This window comes from Haloarcula pellucida (assembly GCF_014647235.1).
GTDB classification, from domain to species: domain Archaea; phylum Halobacteriota; class Halobacteria; order Halobacteriales; family Haloarculaceae; genus Haloarcula; species Haloarcula pellucida.
Genome location: NZ_BMOU01000004.1, coordinates 417,778 through 433,788, shown reverse-complemented (window position 1 = coordinate 433,788; position 16,011 = coordinate 417,778). Strand labels below are relative to the sequence as shown.

The following is a 16,011-nucleotide window of genomic DNA, read 5'->3' as shown; positions in this document are numbered from 1 at the left end:
CCGTCTCGGGTGGAACGGAGTGTGCCGTGGAGCGACGGCGGCGGAGCGAACGAGGCGACGGAGCCCGCAAACCGGCGAGCGGCGGTAGCCGCGAGCGTGCGGCGCAGTCGAGTGGTGTGAGGGCTGCGCTCGTCACTGCGTGTCGCGCCCTCGCTACTGCTTGCGGGTCCCCGTGGTCACCGCTGTGCGTTCCGAGGGGCTTCGCTGGCGCTCAGACCCACCCTAGTCCCACAACGACCGCTCGTATACGTTGACGGGCAGTTCTTTGCCACCGAACCGCTCGGTACGCTGGTCGACGTGGTCGAAGTGTTTCCGGTAGAAACCGTTGCCGACCTCGTTGTCGACGAGTACCTCGTCGCGTATCTTCCGGACCGAGAGGCTCTGAAGGTGTGTCTTGCCCCGGTCGAGAAGTCGACTCCCGATACCTTCGCCCCAGTAGTCGGGGTGGACGTAGAGGTCGAGGTCGCCGATGCCGGCCGGGTCGGTCATCCCGCAACTGGCGTAGCCCACCACGTCGCCGTCCGCCGTCGCGACGAACAGACCGATGTCGTCGAGGTCGACCATCTCCTCTAGGAGGTCGTCGCCGTACCCCTCCGTCAGCAGTGTCTCGACGGTGTCTGGCCCCAGAATGCCGTCGTAGACGGCGTGCCACGAGGCGCGAGCGACCTGCTGAATCGACGAGATGTCGGTCTCGTCCGCCGGTCGGATACGCAGTTGGAACGACATATGTGAACGTGTCACGCCCACAACTATAGAACTATCCCTGCGGCGGGGCTGTGCGGGGGCCGGACTACTCCCCGGCGCGTTCGCGAGCGGCGGCGACGACCAGCGGCAGGGTGATGGTCGCGTCGGCGTAGACGCTCACGTTACGGGCGTCTTTCTCCAGTTTGCCCCACGACCGGGCCTCGTCCAGCGTCGCCCCGGAGAGGCCGCCGGTGTTCGAGGGGTCCATCGTCAACTGGACGGCGTAGTCGTAGGCGTCCGGCGAGACGAGCATCGTCTGGAGGACGTAGTTCTTCGGGACGCCGCCGCCGACGACCATCGCGCCGGCGCTGTCGGCCTCGTAGGCGATGTCCGTGATGTCGGTCATGTCCGCCAGCGCGTCCACCGTGAACTCGCTCGTCTGGGAGTACATCCACGCTTGCAGGCCCAGCACGGAGTCCTGGAACGCGGGACAGTACACCGGGACGTCGTTCTCGTAGGCCGCCGCGAGCACCCCCGCGTCCTCCGCGACGTCCTCGCGGGCGTTGACCTCGCTGTTGGCCCGTCCCAGCTCCTCGGTCATGCGCTGGATGGACACCGCGCCCTCGGCTTCGAGGACGGAGAACACCTCCTCGCGGAGGTGGTTCTCGAACAGCGCGAAGTGTTCCTGCGGGAGGTAGACGTTGTAGATGCGGTCGACGCCTTCATCGCGCAGGGTCTCGTCGTGTTCGCGCTCGGTCCGCTCCGGCGGCGTCACCTCGCCGTGGTGGTGCTTCCCGCCGATGGCCTCGATGGTGTCGTGGGTCAGGTTCGCGCCCGTCGTCACCAGGACGTCGACGTGGCCGTCCCGAATCAACTCGGAGACGACGGCACGCATCCCCGTCGGCACCATCGCGCCGGCCAGTCCGAAGAAGGTGGTCACGTCGTCGTCCAGCATCTCGGCGTAGACGTCGACGGCCTCGTGGAGGTCGTTCGCGCCGATACCGGCCTCACCGTAGCTCTCGGCCAACTCGCCGACCGTCATTCCGGCGCGGGCCTCTGCGTGTCCGATGGGGTCGTGACAGAACGTCTCTCGGTCCTCGTGGTCGCTCATTGATCCACTGTGGTCGGTCCGAGGGCTTGAACGACGTGGTTCACACCAGTGTCTCGGTGTGGGTCCGGCCGTCGAACGGGAACCGAGTCCCACGCCCGAACGTCGCGACAAGATACGAGTGGGTCGCCACAAGACCATTCATCCCCCCGCCCGTGCGAAGAAACGATGCCCGCGTCGAACGTTTCGTCCTCGCTGCCCGAGCGAACACGGACACGGTTACAGGGTGGGGTCACACACGTCGCCGACCGCGACCCGCTGACGGTCCGGAGTCCGTTCACCGGCGAGGAGATGGGTACCGTCCCGGCCTGCCAACCAGCGGACGTCACAGAGGCCGTCCGGACAGCACAGGCGGCACAGAGCGACTGGAGCGAGCGCCCCATCGAGGAGCGAGCGGCCGTCCTCCAGCGGTTCGCCGACGAGGTGCTCGACCACCGCGAAGAGTTGCTCGACATCGTCCAGTTGGAGGCCGGAAAGGCCCGACTCGATGCCCACGTCGAACTGCTCGACATCGTTCTCAACGCCGACTACTACGCCCGGGAGGGCCCGAACCACGTCGCGCCGACCCGGCGAGACGGCGGGTTCCCCCTGCTGACGAAGGCCGTCGAACACCACGACCCGGTCGGGGTCGTCGGCCTGATCGAACCGTGGAACTATCCCCTGACGCTGGCCATCTCCGACATGCTGCCGGCGTTGCTGGCGGGCAACGGCGCGGTGCTGAAACCGGCCGAAGCGACGCCGTTCTGTGCGCTCCGGGCGGTCGAACTGCTCGTCGACGCCGGCGCCCCCGAGGACCTCGTGCAGGTCGTCACCGGTCACGGCACGACCCTGGGCGAACCGCTGATCTCGAGCGTCGACTACGTCACCTTTACCGGGAGTACGGAGACGGGCCGGACCGTGGCGTCGCTGGCCGGCGAACACCTCGTCGACGCCTCGATGGAACTGGGCGGGAAAAACGCCGCCGTGGTTCTAGACGACGCCGACCTCTCGCAGGCGGTCACGGGGACGGTCCACGGAAGCTACGCCAACGCGGGCCAACTGTGTATCTCCTTCGAGAGAATTTTTGTCCACGAAGCCGTTTACGACCAGTTCGTCGACCGGTTCGTCGACGCCACCGAGACGCTGGACCTCGGTGCGTCGCTCAAATTCGGCCCGGACGTGGGGTCGCTCATCGGCCAGCACCAACTCGACACGGTCGAGGACCACGTCGCCGACGCCCGCGAGCGCGGTGCCACCGTCGAGACGGGCGGGCGCCGACGCGAGGAGGTCGGACCGCTGTTCTACGAACCCACGGTGTTGACGGACCTGCCCGACGACGCCACCGCCGCCTGCGAGGAGACGTTCGGCCCCGTCGTCTCGATAACCCCGGTCGCGGACGCCGACGAGGCGGTCGCACGCGCCAACGACACCGACTACGGCCTCCACGCGAGCGTCTGGACCGAGGACACGGACCGCGGCGAGGCGCTCGCCCGCCGTATCGAGGCCGGGTCCGTCTGTGTCAACGACGCCTACCTCGGCATGTGGGCCTCGACGGACGCCCCCATGGGCGGGGTCGGTGACTCCGGCATCGGCCGGCGTCACGGCCCCCACGGCATCCAGAAGTACACGGAGTCACAGACGGTCACGACACAGCGCCTCCATCCACTGGTACCCGTCGAGGGCCTCCCGAACCGCGTCGCCGCCGCGGGAGCGACGCTGAGCATCCGGGCGCTCCGGCGACTCCGACGACTCTCGCCACTGGACGGACGCTGATGCGGTTTCTCACGGGCTTTCTGGGATCGCCACTCGTCGGCCGACTGGTACGCGCGCTCGGACGGGCCAGCGACCGCCGGGCCGTCCCGGGTACGGTCGGACTCTCGTACGCGGCGCTGTCTCGCCTGCCGCGACTGGCCGACCGACTCGGCGTCGAACCCGAAGCGCTCCCGTACCTCTCGCACCCGACGAGAACACGCGGCGAGCGCTCGCGGGAACCGGCGTCAGGTGTCCGCTGTTCGAGGCGTACGTCGACACGCTGGTCGCGTACATCCGCGAGCATCCGGGCGTCGACGACGCGGCGATGGTGTGATACGACGGCCATTGTCGAGTGTGCCCACGGACCGTAGAACTATGTCGCCTCGTTGTCTACCCCCGACGATGGAGTCCGAACACGCGTTCCTGCCTCTGTTCGCGGTCGTGCTCTCGCTCGGCGTCACCGGTCTCCTCGCGATACCCTCGTGGTCGATGGTGTTCGCGACCCTCGCGGCGGTCGCGTGTCTCGGCATCGGCGTCGTCGTCTACGCCACGTACTGGTACTGACTCCGGTCAGATGATGCGTGCTACAGTCTCGTCGAGTGCCGACAGCGGGACCGTCTCCGCGTCGACACCGGGCGCGTCTAGGTCGCGTTCGGTGAATCCCGTTCCGGTGGCGACGAGTACGACGTCGTCGTCTGCCACGAGGTCGCCACGGTCGTGCAACCGGCGAGCGCCCGCCAGCACCGTCGCACAGGCGCTCTCGACGAACAGGCCCGCGCTGCTCGCTAGCGCTCGGCGCGCGTCGAGGATGGCGTCGTCGTCCACGGCGAGAACCCCTCCGTCGGTCTCGCTGGCGGCCGCCAGCACCCGATTGCCGCTCGGCGGGTCGGCGTTGGCGATCGAGTAGGCGACCGTCTCCCCTGCCTCGACTGGCGTGACGACGTCGTCGCGCCGGGCCCACGCCTCGGCGATGGGCGCGCAGGCCGACGTCTGTACGAAGTAGAGTCTCGGTACTCGGTCGACGAGGTCCGCGGCAGACAGGTCTCGAAAGGCCTTCCAGACACCGCTCGCGTGACCGCCGCTGGAGACGGGGAGTACGACGGCGTCGGGCACGTCGGGCGCGAACGACTCGGCGATTTCCAGCGCCGTCGTCCCCTGACCGGCCACGCGGAGCGGCGTGTCCGAGTTGACGAACCGGACGCCGGCCTCGGAGCCGACTCGAAGTGACTCGCGGTAGAGGCGGCCGTAGTCGCCCTCCACCCGGAGTATCGTCGGGTCGTAGCGAGCGAGGAGCGCCAGTCGTTCGACGGGGATGTCCGCCGGGACCAACACCAGACAGTCGAGCCCAGCGCTGGCGGCGTGGGCGGCCATCGACCGGGCCATGTTGCCGTGGGAGACGGTGCCGACGGCGTCGTCCCCGGCCGCTGCGCCCGCCGCGACGCCGACGGCGCTCCCGCGGTCTTTGAACGTCCCGGTCGGGTTCGCCCCCTCGTACTTCACGTGGACGGTCGCGCCCACGTCGTCGTCCAGTCGCGGCGCGCGCACCAGCGGCGTGCCGCCAGCGCCGGCGGCCAGTCCGGCCGGTGTCACGTCCGGCAGGAGGGCACGATAGCGCCACAGCGACCGCTCGGAAGTGTCGGGCCACTCGAAGGTCGAGGGGTCGGTCTGGACCCAGTACGGTTCGCCGCAGTCACAGCGGGCCCCGTCCGCGAGCGCCGCCGTCGTCCCGCAGGCGTAACAGGAGAGCGGCACGTCCATACCGCCTGTTCGACCGTGAGGGACCTAACACTGCCGCCGGTCAGTCCAGCGCCAGTTCGGCACCACAGCAGTCCGAGCGGTAGCGCTCCCGCTCTCGCACCAGTTTGCAGTCCCGGTAGCGCCGTGCCACGAGGTCCCCGCAGGCTACACACGAGAGGACGTACTTCGGGTCGGCAAAGGCGGGGCAGTGGACGTCGGTGTCGAGGTCGGCCGCTCGTTCGCGGAACGCCCGGCCGTGGTCCGTCGTGCCGTCGCGCTGGTACTGCTCGACGTGGACGAGTTCGTGGCGCAAGGTCGCTTCCCACTCGGTGCGGTCGAAGGCCTCGAACGCCTCGCGAGTCAGCGACAGGGTACAGGGAAGTGGCCGGCCGTCGGCCCCCTCGAGACGCTCCCAGTCGTAGGGTTCTCCCACCGCGGCGTCGGGAAGCGTCGGGCGCTTGACGGCCGCCGCGCGCCGCTTTGCGCGGGCAGACACCTCCCACTCGACGAGGTCGAAGCGCACGTCGACGCCCCACTCCCGGCGTACGTCCCGACAGTACTCGCGGGACCACGCGACGATGTCGGCGTCCGATGCCACGTCCTCGTAGGCGACGCGCTGGCCCATCAGAGCCCGGTCGGGCAGTCGACGAACGTCGTCTCTAGCCCCCACTCGTCCAGTTTCGACTGCAGCGAGCGGACGCCGAACGTCTCGGTGGCGTAGTGACCCGCCAGCACGACGCTGATGCCGGCCTCGCGGGCCTCGTGGTACACCTGCTGTTTGCCCTCGCCGGTGACGAGGACGTCAGCGCCGACCTCGGCAGCCTCCGCTACCCAGTCGACGCCGCTGCCGGTGACGATGGCCACGTCCTCGACGAGCGACGGGCCGAAGTCCAGCGTCCGGACGGACTGCCCGCCCGTGTCCAGTTCGGCGTCGAGCGTCTCGGCGAGGTCCGAGAGCGTCCTCGCCTCGGCCAGCGTCCCGCGCTGGCCGATGTACTCCGGCCCCATCTGACCGAACGGCGCACGGTTGTCGAGGTCGAGTACGTCCGCGAGGCCGGCGGCGTTGCCCAGCGACTGGTGGCCGTCCAGCGGGAGGTGGGCGACGTACAGCGCGAGGTCGTCGTCGACGAGCGGTGCGACACGGCGGTAGGTCGTGTCGGTGACGCGCTCGACCCCGCCCCAGATGATGCCGTGGTGGGTCACCAACAAATCCGCGCCGGCGTCGCTGGCGCGGTCGATGGTCTCGACGGCGGCGTCGACGGCGACGGCCGCGTGGTCGACCGGTTGCTCTGTGGGACCGACCTGCAGGCCGTTGGGGCTAGCGTCGACGTCGGCGTAGGAGGCCACGTCCAGTTCGTCGTCGAGTCGGGCGGCGATGTCGCCTGCGTGCATGGACTGGTGTTGCCCCTCCGGGGTGGTATGCCTTACTCCGCCGCGACGAACTGCCCGTTCTCCTCGCCGATGAGGCCGCGGTCGACGGCGGCGTCGATGATGGCATCGAACTCCTCGGGTTCGATGTCGTAGGCGTTGACGGCGACCGCACGAATCTCGCTGCGGTCGACCGGTAGCTGGCGGTTCTGGAGCAGACGCATCACCTTGCTGTACTCCAGTCGAGTCAGCGACGGGCCGTCACTCGTGTCGTCGGCCCCGGTATCGTCGACCTCGTTGGCCGACTCGGGTTCGCTCTCGGCGGCAGTCGTCTCGACCGCGCCCGGTGACACCGGCTCCGTCGCGGTCGTCTCGCTCGACTCGTCGGCGTCGTCCGTCTCGTCGGCGGCCGCCATCGGATGCGTGCGGTCGGGTTCGGCCGACTGCGATTCGGCCTCGTCGCTGTCGAGCGGTCCCTCGGCTTCGTCGTCGCTCGTGTCCTCCAGCAGACCCGCGTCGGACCCCGCTTCTTCGACGGCCGTCCCCGTCTCGTTGGCGTCGCCGACAGCCATCGGATCCGGGTGCGGGTCCAGCCCGGACTCGTCCATCACACCGCTCTGGTCCTCCGGGTCGTCGTCGACTGCCGCGACGACCTCTCTCAGCACCGTCGCGAGTTTCCGCCGGCAGGTCGGACAGAGCGTCACCCGCTGGTCGGACGCCGACTCGGGTTGGAGGCGCTTCGGGACGACTGGGTACTCGGAGAGCGAGGCGTCTAGGGCCGCGCCACAGAAGTAACACGACGAGAGTCGATCCATGTCGCCACGTGCTCACGCCTCCGTCTTAAAACCGTCACGCCCTAGCCGGGACACCCTCCCTCGAACGCGTCGTCCCGTGCCTCCGCCGGTATCGTCACCCGGACGCGCTCGCCGTAGTCGCGAAACTGCGTCGTGAGCGTCGCCGTGGCCGTCTCGCCGTCGCCGCTGACGACGACTTGCACCTCGCTCCGGACCGGTCTGTTCGTCGTCGCGTCCAGCCACAGGTCGACGGTGACGCTGTCGACGTTCGGCGACCCGAACAGCGGTCGGCTACCCGCCCCGTCCCGGTAGGCGTCGAGCGCCTCCTTCGAGGGCGACCCGGAGAGGTGGACCGTCTCCCGGCCGTCGACCGTCTCCGTGCCGTTGTGGTAGAGGTCGCCCGAGGACAGGAGCGCGAGTTGCCGCCCGAGCGGCGTCGTCTCGGTCCAGTTACGCTCGGCTGGGAACTCCTCGCTGCCCCAGAAGCCGCTCGGTACGCCGCCGCCGCGACACTCGACCAACGCCGTCCGGTTGTCGACGTAGGTCTGACTGGTGGCACCGTCGACCGTCAGGTTGGTCGCGGCACGCCGGGTCGTCACGTTGACTTTCCCGACACCGCTGCCGTCGATTTCCCGAGCGCTGGCCGTCGTCGAGACGGTGACTGCGAGGTCGTACCGGTACGATTCGATAGTTTCTGCGCGCTCGCGAGCGGCGTCGAGTCGGTCGACGGCGGCTTGCTCGCGGACGGGGTCGTCTCCGAGGACGGAACACCCCGCGAGGACGAGGCAGGCAGCGAGCGCTACGTGGAGAGCAGGGCGGCGCATCGGCCGCCGCTACTCACGACGACAGAATGAATCTTGTGTCAGGCCTCGGCGTGGGCGAAGACGAACGCTCGCAGGAGTTTCGCCGCCAGCGTCGCGGCCTGTCCGTCGTCGCGGTCGTTCACCTCGACGACGTCGAACCCGACGGCGTGTGGCGCGACCGACTGCACCGCGTCGCGCATCTCTCGCGGGGCCAGTCCGAACGGTTCGGGCGTCCCCGTCCCCGGCGCGAACCCCGGGTCGGCGGCGTCGATGTCCACCGAGAGGTACACCGACGCGTCGTCGAAATCCGGGGTCCAGTCGGCCACGTCTTCGGGTGGGACGACGGTCACGTCGTCGGCGTCGGCGCGATTCCACTCCGCCTCGCTCCCGGTCCGAGCACCGAGGACGACCGCGCGGTCCGCGACCGACAGCGCGTGGTGTGTCACCGTCGCGTGGGAGTACTCGTCGCCGGCATACGACTCCCGCAGGTCCAGGTGCGCGTCGAGACAGACGAACACGTCCGGGTCGAGCGCTCGCACCGCGGCGACGCTGACGGTGTGTTCGCCACCGACCAGCAGGGGGACGGCCCCGTCCCTGTCGAACTCGGCGACGGCGCTCTGGAGGAACGTCAGGTACTCGGCGGTGTCGGCCGTCGGGCCGACGTCGCCGTGGTCGTAGACCCCCAACTCGGTGAAGTGCTGGTCCGAGCGGTGGTCGTAGTCGTCGAACTGTTCGGCGAAGTCACGAACGCGGCGCGGCCCGAACCGGGCGCCGGGACGAAAGGAGGTCGACACGTCAAGCGGCGCCCCCACGAGGGCGTAGTCGGCGGCCCCGCGCTCGGCGACCGCACCGGGAAACATCGTTACGAGCGGGTGATCTTGCGCTGTTCCTCGTACTCGAGATACTCGATTTCGTCGTCGGGCTGGAGGTCGACGTCCTCGGGCATCAGCATCGTGAACGTCTCGTAGGTGTCTAAGTCCATGACCTGTGCGTCGTCGCCGCTGACGGAGACGACCTGTCCCTGCTTTCGGTCGATGATGGGGACCCACACCTTCGCGTCGACGGGCTGGGAGAGCGAGCGCTTCTTGCTGTCGAAGACGCCCCGTGCGTCGATACGAGCCTTGGCGCTCCCGTGCTTGCCGGGTTTGGCCGTGCTGTAGGAGTCGATCTTACACGGCGCGTCTTCGATCATGACGTAGCTGCCTTCGTCGAGTTCGCGAACCTCAGTCTGCTCTCTTGCCATACGGCCGCGTTACCCCTGTTGGGGTATAAACGGTTTGGAATGACGTAGTGGCGTCACCGCTGGCGTGAACCGTGTTCTACGGTCGCTGGGGGCCAGAGACGGCGCGGCGAGTTGGAAGGGCTTATTACCGGAGAATAGTAGGAGGTGGTATGCCACTCACAGACGCGCAGTTCGAACAGTACCAGCGGGACGGCTACGTCGTCGTCGAGGACTGCCTCGACGGCGCGACCGTCGAGGCCGTGACGACGCGCATCGAGTCGTACGTCCGGAACGACCGCGAAGAGACGGGGTTCGAGCGGATGCTCGAACCCGATGTCGACGCCGATAGCTTCGAGGACGGCGACCCGGTTCGGAAGTTCGAGGGTATCGACATGGTCCGTGAAGACGACGTCTTCGCCGACCTCGTCCACGACGAGGCCATCGTCGACGTCGTCGAGCAGTTGCAGGGGTCGAACCTCCACCTCCTCCGTAGCGCCGCGATGCTGAAACCGCCCCGCGTCGGCAGCGAGAAGAAGTTCCATCAGGACGCGGCGTACTACCCCATCCACCCGATGGACCACGTCACCGTCTGGATAGCGCTCGACCAGTCGACCACGGAGAACGGCTGCATGCAGGTCGTCCCGGGAGCGCACACGGACGGTTTGCTCGGCCACGAGGCCGTCGAGTACGACACCGACATCGCCATCGCCGAGGCCGACTACGGCCCCGAGGACGCCGTCGCCCTGCCGATGGACCCCGGCGACGTCCTCTTTCAGCACTGCCTGTTGCCCCACTACACCGCACCCAACGAGACCGAGGACTGGCGCCGCGCGTACATCGCCTCGTACATGCGCAGTCGCTCGCGGTTCACCGACGAGAACCCGCCGGAGTGGGTCGACAGCTACGACGTGACCGGCGAGAGCTTCGCGGGGTGCGTGTAGATGGCGACCAGCGACTCCGGCGTCCTCTCGCGGTTCTCCGAGATGGGCCCGACGTGGCTCGCGGGCGCTATCGCCACTGGACCGGCGACTATCGGGGCGCTCGTCACCGCAGGCGCGAGTTTCGACTACACACTCCTGTGGGTCGTCGTCCTCTCTGCGGTGATGGGTGCGACCGCGCAGTATCTCGCGATGCGACTCGGCCTCCTCACGGAGGCCGGCATCGTTACCGCCGTCGAGGACAACCTCGGAGAGGCGTGGGCGTGGCTGCTGGTCGCCGACACCGTCGTCGCCGCCGGACTCGCCCAACTGGTCATCATGAAGACGCTCGCCGGCGTCTCCGCGGAAGTCGCGGGCTTCAGTCCCGTCGTCTGGGCGGTCGTCTGGGGCGTCGTACTGGCCGTCGGCCTCGCCGGCGGCGGCTATAAGTACGCCGAACTCGGTGCGAAAGTACTCGTCACGCTCGTGGTTCTCCTGTTCGTCGCCTCCCTGTTCGTCGTCCCCATCGACTTCGGTGCGGCGGCAGCGGGCCTCGTCCCGGCCATCCCGGCCGGCGTGGAAGGGGCACTGCTCGCGGCCGGTATCCTCGGTGGCGCCGTCCACATCGCCCTCGTGACGATGCAGTCCTACACGATGCGGGCCCGCGGCTGGACGACCGAGGATTCGGACCTCGCCGTCTTCGACGTCGGGGCGTCGATGCTGGTCGCCTTCGGCATCGCCAGCCTCGCTATCTTCCTCGTCGCCGCGTCGGTGCTCAGCGACCCCAGTCTCGGGGCGGTGGGCGCCGCGACAGCGCTCGGCCCCCTCGTCGGATCGAACGCGAAGTGGCTGTTCCTGCTCGGTCTCTGGGGCGCGGCCGTGACGACGCTGGGCGGCAACACCGTCGTCCCGCCGTACCTCGTCGCCGACAAGATGGGATGGGCACAGGACACCTCGGACTCGCGCTATCAGGCTACCGTCGCCGCCTTCGCGCTCGTCAGCATCCTCGGCGTCTTCATCCCGGGTGCCGTGTTCGGACTGCTGATTCAGGCGCTGGCTATCGGCTTCGTCGGCACGCCGTTCGTGCTTGCGCTCGTCGTATACCTCCTCAACGACCCGACCGCCGTGCCGAAGACGAACTCGCTGCTAGAGAACGTCGGCGGCCTCCTGCTGATCGGTATCAGCACCGTGGTCGCCGGCCAGTGGGTCAAGCGCGTGGCGGCCGGCGGCGTGACCGACCCCGTGTCGCTGTCGATTCTTTCCTTCGCCGCCGTCCTCGCCGCGGCGATGCTCGGCCTCGCGGGGCTGTCGGTCCGCAACTGGCTGGGGCGGGACACCGACCGCTCGATGGCGGCCGACTGAGACGATGTCGGACAGTCCGGTCCCGCTCGACGGTTCGGCGCTCGTCGTCGGCCCCTCGAACGTCGGCAAGACGCGGTTGACGGCACGAGCCCTCGACCGCTGGGTCGCCCGGCACGGGACCGACGGCTGTGTCGTCCTCGACTTCGCGCCGACGGTCGAACGGGACGGCGAGGTGCTGGGCGGCCCGCTCACGCAGTTCACCACCGTCCCCGAGGGCGTCTCCAACGGCGTCGTTGACGCCCACGCGCCGCGCTCGGAGGGCGAGACCGACGACGAGGCCCGCGCGCTCGCCGCGGAAAACGCCGCGGCGGCCTTCGAGGCGCTCGACGCCGCACCGGCGACCCCGACGGCCGTCTTCGTCAACGACGCGACCATCGCGCTGCAGGCAGACCCGGACGCGACGGGGCGACTGACCGACTACTGCGAGCGGGCCGACTGTGCGGTTTTGAACGCCTTCGAGAGCGACGAACTCGGCGTCGACAGTTCAGTGTCGGAAAACGAGGTCGCTGGACTCGACGCGCTCCGGTCGTGGGCAGACCGGATCGTCGAGCTTTCGTAGGGACGCCAAATACAGCTCTTGACAGGACCGTTTTCAGCCAGTAATGACTGATACAGCCGCTCAGTAGTGTGCGGATCGTTGGCTCTAATTCTGTCATAACCAAGCCATCTGAGATGATCAGTCCTACTGAAGAGACTGAAACATAGGACTCTGTTGAAACCCTCAGATGATGATACATTTCGACCCGGGTCTGGTCAGTACAGTGCGTGCAGCTATCGTGAGGTAGTGACAATGAAAACGACGAGTATACCGAGTGCCAAAACAATCGCTGGCCAGAAGGCGAGTCCTGTCCCAATAACAAGCGAGCTTACCCAAGAGAATAGCACAGCAGTAGCAACCAGAAAGCAGACGGCGAGTAGAAGTCCGCCTACGACCCTTCCGACCCCTCCGAGTGGTTCTTCTTCGGGACGACCCTGCGAAGGTGAACTATCGTCGGTCACTAGTAGAAGTGATTAGCTAGCTATACAATTACTTATTGGAACACACACCTGACTGATCGCTCAATAGAAGAGATGTCCTGAAATCAACAGGTGCAGCAGGCACCGGGCTAATGGATGGTTGTCACCCCGAACCCCCCTAATACGCTCTGAGTCGTCTGTTTCCCGATCCAGGAGCGTGGGACACTGGTTCGCTGCACCGCTGTCAAGCACACCCGCGGTGACGCTGCTCATCGTCGTCGAACCCGACTAGGCCTCCTCGTCCTCGAACGAGGTGGCGAGGCCGCCCGTGCTCTCGCCCTGCTGTCGTTCCCGCATACTCTGGCGGGTGAACTGCGGTTTCGCGCGGACGCCCTTCTTCGAGCGAAACGACCACCACAGCGCGCCAGACACGGCGAGGACACCGGTACCGGCGATGGCGGCGACGATGGGGGGCGCCTCGGCGTAGAGGAACGCCGTCGAGAACACGGTGCTCGCGAGCAACATCCCAAGAATCAGTCGCTTCGTCATCGTCGCCAGCAGGCGGTCCGAATCCTCGATGTCGGCCCGAATCTGGAGGTCTTCGCGCTCGACCCGGTCGAGGACGGATTCGAGTTTCGGCGGGATGCGGACCGCCGACTGCGCCGCGTCTTGCACCTCCGTCGCCCGGTCCTCGACGTAGTTTCGGACGCCGGCGGCGATGTACCCCTCGTCGCGGAGGTACGCTGTCGCCACCGAGATGAAGTCGAACTCGGGGTCCAACGTCACGCAGACGCCCTCGACGACCGTCGCCACCCGCAACACGAGCGCCAGATTCGACGGAAGGCGAAGCGGGAACTCGTAGATGGTGTCCTCGACTTGCTGGATGATTTGCTGGACGCGGTACTGTTCGATGTCCTCGCCGCGGGCGTCCGCGATAGCCAGCTCCATCACGTCGCCCATCACCTGCCGGTCGGCCTCCGGGGAGAGCGTCCCCATCTCGATGAGGGCGTCTAAGATGGCGTCGATGTTCTGGTCGGCGACGGCGGCGTAGAAGTCGACGATCTTCTCCTGGACGAACGGGTCGACGCGGCCGGACATCCCGAAGTCGTAGAAGACGAGTTTGCCGTCCTCCTGTACCGCGAGGTTCCCCGGGTGCGGGTCGGCGTGGAAGACGCCATCGTCGATTATCATCTGGAGGTACGCGTTCTGGAGCGTCTCGGCCAGTTGCGTCCGGTCGAAGCCCCGTTCGTCTAAGTCCTCGATGTCGTTTATCTTCGTTCCCGGGACGTACTCCATGGTGAGGACACGTCGGGTCGAGTGCGTGTCGATGACACGCGGAATACGGACGCGGTCGTTGTCGGCGAAGTTCTCCCTGATCTCGCCGAGCATTCGCGCCTCGCGCTCGTAGTCCATCTCCTCGCGAATGGTCTTTGCGAACTCGTCGGCCAGCGTCTCCAGCGAGAACGAGCGGGACTCGTCGATGAAGTACATCAGCAGGGGCAGGGACCACCGGATGACCCGGAGGTCGGCCTCGACGAGGTCCTCGATGTCCGGGCGGCGAACCTTCACTGCGACGGGTTCGCCGTCGACCTCGGCGCGGTAGACCTGTCCGAGCGAGGCCCCGCTGATGGCGTCCGTCTCGAACTCGGCGAACCGGTCGTCGACCGGCCCGAGTTCGGATTCGAGGACGCGCTTTGCTTTCGGCCACTCGGCGGGCGGGACGCGGTCCTGCAGTTTCGAGAACTCGTCGATGTACTCGGGCGGGAGGATGTCGGGCCGCGTCGAGAGCAACTGCCCGAGTTTGATGAACGTCGGCCCGAGCGTCAACAGCGACTCCAGCAGTGCCGCCGCACGCTTGCGCCGTTGCTCGTTCGTGACCTGTCGCGAGGACCCGACCAGCAGGAACCGGTTCCGGTCCCGGGCGTACGCGAGCAACAGCGGCAGGAACTGCCATGCGACGACGAAGAACCGTCGGTACGCGCGGAGGTTCACCTACAGGGCACCCCGATCAGGCCTCGTCGATGGGAATCGTCGTGCTCGGTGCGGCAGTGGCCTTCGGGAGGGTGAGTTCGAGGACGCCGCGGTCGACGGCACCCTCGGCCCCCTGACCGGTCGCATCGGGTGGAAGCGGGAGTTCTACGTCTAAGAACACCGACCGGTCCTCTCGGACGAATCGGAACTCCTGGGGGACGTCCTTGCTGCGCTGTCCTTCGATGACCAGACGGCCGCCTTCGACGCTGACGTCGAGTGTCTCCGCGGTCACGCCCGGCAGGTCCAACACGAGCAGGTACGCCTCCTCGGATTCGAGCACGTCCGCGAATACGGCGTCCGGGAGGTCCCGCAACGCCTCACGCAGCGCTGACATGCGACGGTCTAAGGACGGCGGGGCGTTAAACCCGGCGGTTTCGGCAGGCTCAGAAGACGACACGGACCAGCGTCGTCCGGCGTGTTGCCGGACCCGTAGCACGACTGGTCACAACACGACGGAACCGACGAACAGCAAGCCGAGCACAGCGAGACCGACGCCCAGACCGACTCGCCAGAGCCCGGCGCGGGCGAAGCGCCACGCGGTCCCTCGTTCCGACGCGTCCGAGACGACGAACACGGGCGTCCCGTCGCCGTCCCCGACGACGGCGTCGACGAGGTCACTGCCCCACTCGACGGACGGTCCCCGACTGGTCTGCCCGTACACGTACACCGACTCGCCGACGTCGAGGCGGCGCTCGGTGAAGCGCTGTCTGTTCCCGACGCTGAGTTCGGTGACGAGCAGGTCCACCGTCCTGTCCTGTGGGTCGACGGCGTCCGTCTGGGCGACGTACCGGGCGAGTCTGTCGGGCAACTCGGTGCCCGGCGGGACGGTCACGGTGTGGTCTTCGAGGCGGATGTCTGCCCCCGTCGGGTCGACGCGGACCCGGTCGGTGCCGTCGTCGACGACGAAGTCCACGCCGTCCATCCCCTCCTCGAGAGTGTGCCACGAGGAACTCTTGCCCGACGAGCGGAGTTCCTCGACTTCGTAGGTGTAGGCCAGACACGGCGACCCGGTGAAGGGCGCCGTCACCGTCCCCTCCTCGCCGTCGACGGCGGTACCGGTTATCTCGACGGGACCGGTGTAGCCGTGTAGCTCTCGGACGGGAACCGGGTCGTTTCGAAGGATGTGAAACACCGTCGTGAGTTCGCGTCCGCCGGTGACACAGAGGTATCCGGCGACGGCGAGGAACGCGAGGGCGACCAACTGCGGGAGGACCATGCGCGGACCCGCGGCGGCGAGGCGCAAAAGCGTTCCCGAACCGACGGCGGAATTGCCCCACTCCGGAGTCTTTTGCCGTCG

The 16,011-nt window shown here is 67.7% G+C and carries 18 protein-coding genes and 1 pseudogene; 7 read left to right on the top strand and 12 right to left on the bottom strand.

The window, feature by feature from the left end:
* Positions 1-222: 222 nt before the first annotated feature.
* Entirely contained in the window at positions 223-726 is a 504-nt protein-coding gene (locus tag IEY28_RS14385; RefSeq protein WP_188999067.1) for a GNAT family N-acetyltransferase, read from the bottom strand.
* Between the two features lie 64 nt (positions 727-790).
* Positions 791-1,795 (bottom strand): deoxyhypusine synthase, encoded by a 1,005-nt coding sequence (locus tag IEY28_RS14380; RefSeq protein ID WP_188999062.1) that lies wholly within the window; start codon positions 1,793-1,795, stop codon positions 791-793.
* Positions 1,796-1,960: 165 nt separating this feature from the next.
* Here IEY28_RS14380 and IEY28_RS14375 point away from each other — a divergent pair, with 165 nt between their 5' ends.
* Genes IEY28_RS14375 through IEY28_RS14365 form a run of 3 tightly spaced genes read left to right on the top strand, consistent with a single transcriptional unit; the run spans position 1,961 to position 4,087 of the window.
* Positions 1,961-3,544 (top strand): succinic semialdehyde dehydrogenase, encoded by a 1,584-nt coding sequence (locus IEY28_RS14375; protein WP_188999058.1) that lies wholly within the window; start codon positions 1,961-1,963, stop codon positions 3,542-3,544.
* Positions 3,544-3,894 carry a hypothetical protein gene (locus tag IEY28_RS14370; RefSeq protein ID WP_188999053.1) on the top strand — a complete coding sequence of 117 codons (351 nt, stop codon included), beginning with the start codon at positions 3,544-3,546 and terminating at the stop codon, positions 3,892-3,894. Before IEY28_RS14375 ends, IEY28_RS14370 begins: the two co-directional genes overlap by 1 nt.
* A 31-nt stretch (positions 3,895-3,925) precedes the next feature.
* Positions 3,926-4,087 (top strand): hypothetical protein, encoded by a 162-nt coding sequence (locus tag IEY28_RS14365; protein WP_188999050.1) that lies wholly within the window; start codon positions 3,926-3,928, stop codon positions 4,085-4,087.
* 6 nt (positions 4,088-4,093) lie between these two features.
* Here IEY28_RS14365 and IEY28_RS14360 read toward each other — a convergent pair whose 3' ends face one another.
* The 7 genes from IEY28_RS14360 to IEY28_RS14330 are packed head-to-tail and all read right to left on the bottom strand — an operon-like array spanning position 4,094 to position 9,468.
* Entirely contained in the window at positions 4,094-5,281 is a 1,188-nt protein-coding gene (locus tag IEY28_RS14360) for a threonine synthase (protein ID WP_188999045.1), read from the bottom strand.
* A 40-nt stretch (positions 5,282-5,321) separates the two neighbouring features.
* The gene (locus IEY28_RS14355) at positions 5,322-5,885 is read right to left on the bottom strand and encodes a SprT family zinc-dependent metalloprotease (protein ID WP_188999040.1); all 564 of its coding nucleotides are present in this window, start codon (positions 5,883-5,885) and stop codon (positions 5,322-5,324) included.
* Entirely contained in the window at positions 5,885-6,652 is a 768-nt protein-coding gene (locus tag IEY28_RS14350) for a Nif3-like dinuclear metal center hexameric protein (RefSeq protein ID WP_188999036.1), read from the bottom strand. The genes IEY28_RS14355 and IEY28_RS14350 overlap by 1 nt, the downstream gene beginning before the upstream one ends.
* Before the next feature lie 32 nt (positions 6,653-6,684).
* Entirely contained in the window at positions 6,685-7,443 is a 759-nt protein-coding gene (locus tag IEY28_RS14345; protein ID WP_188999031.1) for a hypothetical protein, read from the bottom strand.
* A gap of 41 nt (positions 7,444-7,484) precedes the next feature.
* Positions 7,485-8,246 carry a LolA-like protein gene (locus IEY28_RS14340; protein ID WP_188999028.1) on the bottom strand — a complete coding sequence of 254 codons (762 nt, stop codon included), beginning with the start codon at positions 8,244-8,246 and terminating at the stop codon, positions 7,485-7,487.
* 38 nt (positions 8,247-8,284) lie between these two features.
* Positions 8,285-9,085 carry an agmatinase gene (speB, locus tag IEY28_RS14335; RefSeq protein WP_188999023.1) on the bottom strand — a complete coding sequence of 267 codons (801 nt, stop codon included), beginning with the start codon at positions 9,083-9,085 and terminating at the stop codon, positions 8,285-8,287.
* Positions 9,086-9,087: 2 nt separating this feature from the next.
* Positions 9,088-9,468 carry a translation initiation factor IF-5A gene (locus IEY28_RS14330; protein WP_188999020.1) on the bottom strand — a complete coding sequence of 127 codons (381 nt, stop codon included), beginning with the start codon at positions 9,466-9,468 and terminating at the stop codon, positions 9,088-9,090.
* A 149-nt stretch (positions 9,469-9,617) separates the two neighbouring features.
* Here IEY28_RS14330 and IEY28_RS14325 point away from each other — a divergent pair, with 149 nt between their 5' ends.
* From IEY28_RS14325 to IEY28_RS21015, 4 genes and pseudogenes are all read left to right on the top strand, one after another.
* Complete coding sequence (locus IEY28_RS14325) at positions 9,618-10,388, top strand: phytanoyl-CoA dioxygenase family protein (RefSeq protein WP_188999016.1); 771 nt, start codon at positions 9,618-9,620, stop codon at positions 10,386-10,388.
* Complete coding sequence (locus tag IEY28_RS14320) at positions 10,389-11,726, top strand: NRAMP family divalent metal transporter (RefSeq protein ID WP_220639389.1); 1,338 nt, start codon at positions 10,389-10,391, stop codon at positions 11,724-11,726.
* A 4-nt stretch (positions 11,727-11,730) separates the two neighbouring features.
* Entirely contained in the window at positions 11,731-12,285 is a 555-nt protein-coding gene (locus IEY28_RS14315) for a hypothetical protein (RefSeq protein WP_188999013.1), read from the top strand.
* A gap of 499 nt (positions 12,286-12,784) precedes the next feature.
* Positions 12,785-12,865, top strand: a pseudogene (locus IEY28_RS21015) (twin-arginine translocation signal domain-containing protein); the annotation flags it as partial.
* A gap of 106 nt (positions 12,866-12,971) precedes the next feature.
* Here IEY28_RS21015 and IEY28_RS14310 read toward each other — a convergent pair.
* From IEY28_RS14310 to IEY28_RS14300, 3 genes are all read right to left on the bottom strand, one after another.
* Positions 12,972-14,675: an ABC1 kinase family protein gene (locus tag IEY28_RS14310; RefSeq protein ID WP_188999010.1), complete on the bottom strand. Its 1,704-nt coding sequence runs from the start codon at positions 14,673-14,675 to the stop codon at positions 12,972-12,974.
* A 16-nt stretch (positions 14,676-14,691) separates the two neighbouring features.
* Entirely contained in the window at positions 14,692-15,048 is a 357-nt protein-coding gene (locus IEY28_RS14305; protein ID WP_166971832.1) for an Hsp20/alpha crystallin family protein, read from the bottom strand.
* A 108-nt stretch (positions 15,049-15,156) separates the two neighbouring features.
* Positions 15,157-15,930: a GIDE domain-containing protein gene (locus IEY28_RS14300; protein WP_188999006.1), complete on the bottom strand. Its 774-nt coding sequence runs from the start codon at positions 15,928-15,930 to the stop codon at positions 15,157-15,159.
* Positions 15,931-16,011 lie beyond the last annotated feature (81 nt).

Excerpts from the sequence above, each read along its gene's own strand:
- IEY28_RS14385 (WP_188999067.1), bottom strand. The coding sequence starts at position 726 with ATGTCGTTCCAACTGCGTATCCGACCGGCGGACGAGACCGACATCTCG.
- IEY28_RS14380 (WP_188999062.1), bottom strand. The coding sequence starts at position 1,795 with ATGAGCGACCACGAGGACCGAGAGACGTTCTGTCACGACCCCATCGGA.
- IEY28_RS14375 (WP_188999058.1), top strand. The coding sequence starts at position 1,961 with ATGCCCGCGTCGAACGTTTCGTCCTCGCTGCCCGAGCGAACACGGACA.
- IEY28_RS14370 (WP_188999053.1), top strand. The coding sequence starts at position 3,544 with ATGCGGTTTCTCACGGGCTTTCTGGGATCGCCACTCGTCGGCCGACTG.
- IEY28_RS14365 (WP_188999050.1), top strand. The coding sequence starts at position 3,926 with ATGGAGTCCGAACACGCGTTCCTGCCTCTGTTCGCGGTCGTGCTCTCG.
- IEY28_RS14360 (WP_188999045.1), bottom strand. The coding sequence starts at position 5,281 with ATGGACGTGCCGCTCTCCTGTTACGCCTGCGGGACGACGGCGGCGCTC.
- IEY28_RS14355 (WP_188999040.1), bottom strand. The coding sequence starts at position 5,885 with ATGGGCCAGCGCGTCGCCTACGAGGACGTGGCATCGGACGCCGACATC.
- IEY28_RS14350 (WP_188999036.1), bottom strand. The coding sequence starts at position 6,652 with ATGCACGCAGGCGACATCGCCGCCCGACTCGACGACGAACTGGACGTG.
- IEY28_RS14345 (WP_188999031.1), bottom strand. The coding sequence starts at position 7,443 with ATGGATCGACTCTCGTCGTGTTACTTCTGTGGCGCGGCCCTAGACGCC.
- IEY28_RS14340 (WP_188999028.1), bottom strand. The coding sequence starts at position 8,246 with ATGCGCCGCCCTGCTCTCCACGTAGCGCTCGCTGCCTGCCTCGTCCTC.
- speB (WP_188999023.1), bottom strand. The coding sequence starts at position 9,085 with ATGTTTCCCGGTGCGGTCGCCGAGCGCGGGGCCGCCGACTACGCCCTC.
- IEY28_RS14330 (WP_188999020.1), bottom strand. The coding sequence starts at position 9,468 with ATGGCAAGAGAGCAGACTGAGGTTCGCGAACTCGACGAAGGCAGCTAC.
- IEY28_RS14325 (WP_188999016.1), top strand. The coding sequence starts at position 9,618 with ATGCCACTCACAGACGCGCAGTTCGAACAGTACCAGCGGGACGGCTAC.
- IEY28_RS14320 (WP_220639389.1), top strand. The coding sequence starts at position 10,389 with ATGGCGACCAGCGACTCCGGCGTCCTCTCGCGGTTCTCCGAGATGGGC.
- IEY28_RS14315 (WP_188999013.1), top strand. The coding sequence starts at position 11,731 with ATGTCGGACAGTCCGGTCCCGCTCGACGGTTCGGCGCTCGTCGTCGGC.
- IEY28_RS14305 (WP_166971832.1), bottom strand. The coding sequence starts at position 15,048 with ATGTCAGCGCTGCGTGAGGCGTTGCGGGACCTCCCGGACGCCGTATTC.
- IEY28_RS14300 (WP_188999006.1), bottom strand. The coding sequence starts at position 15,930 with ATGGTCCTCCCGCAGTTGGTCGCCCTCGCGTTCCTCGCCGTCGCCGGA.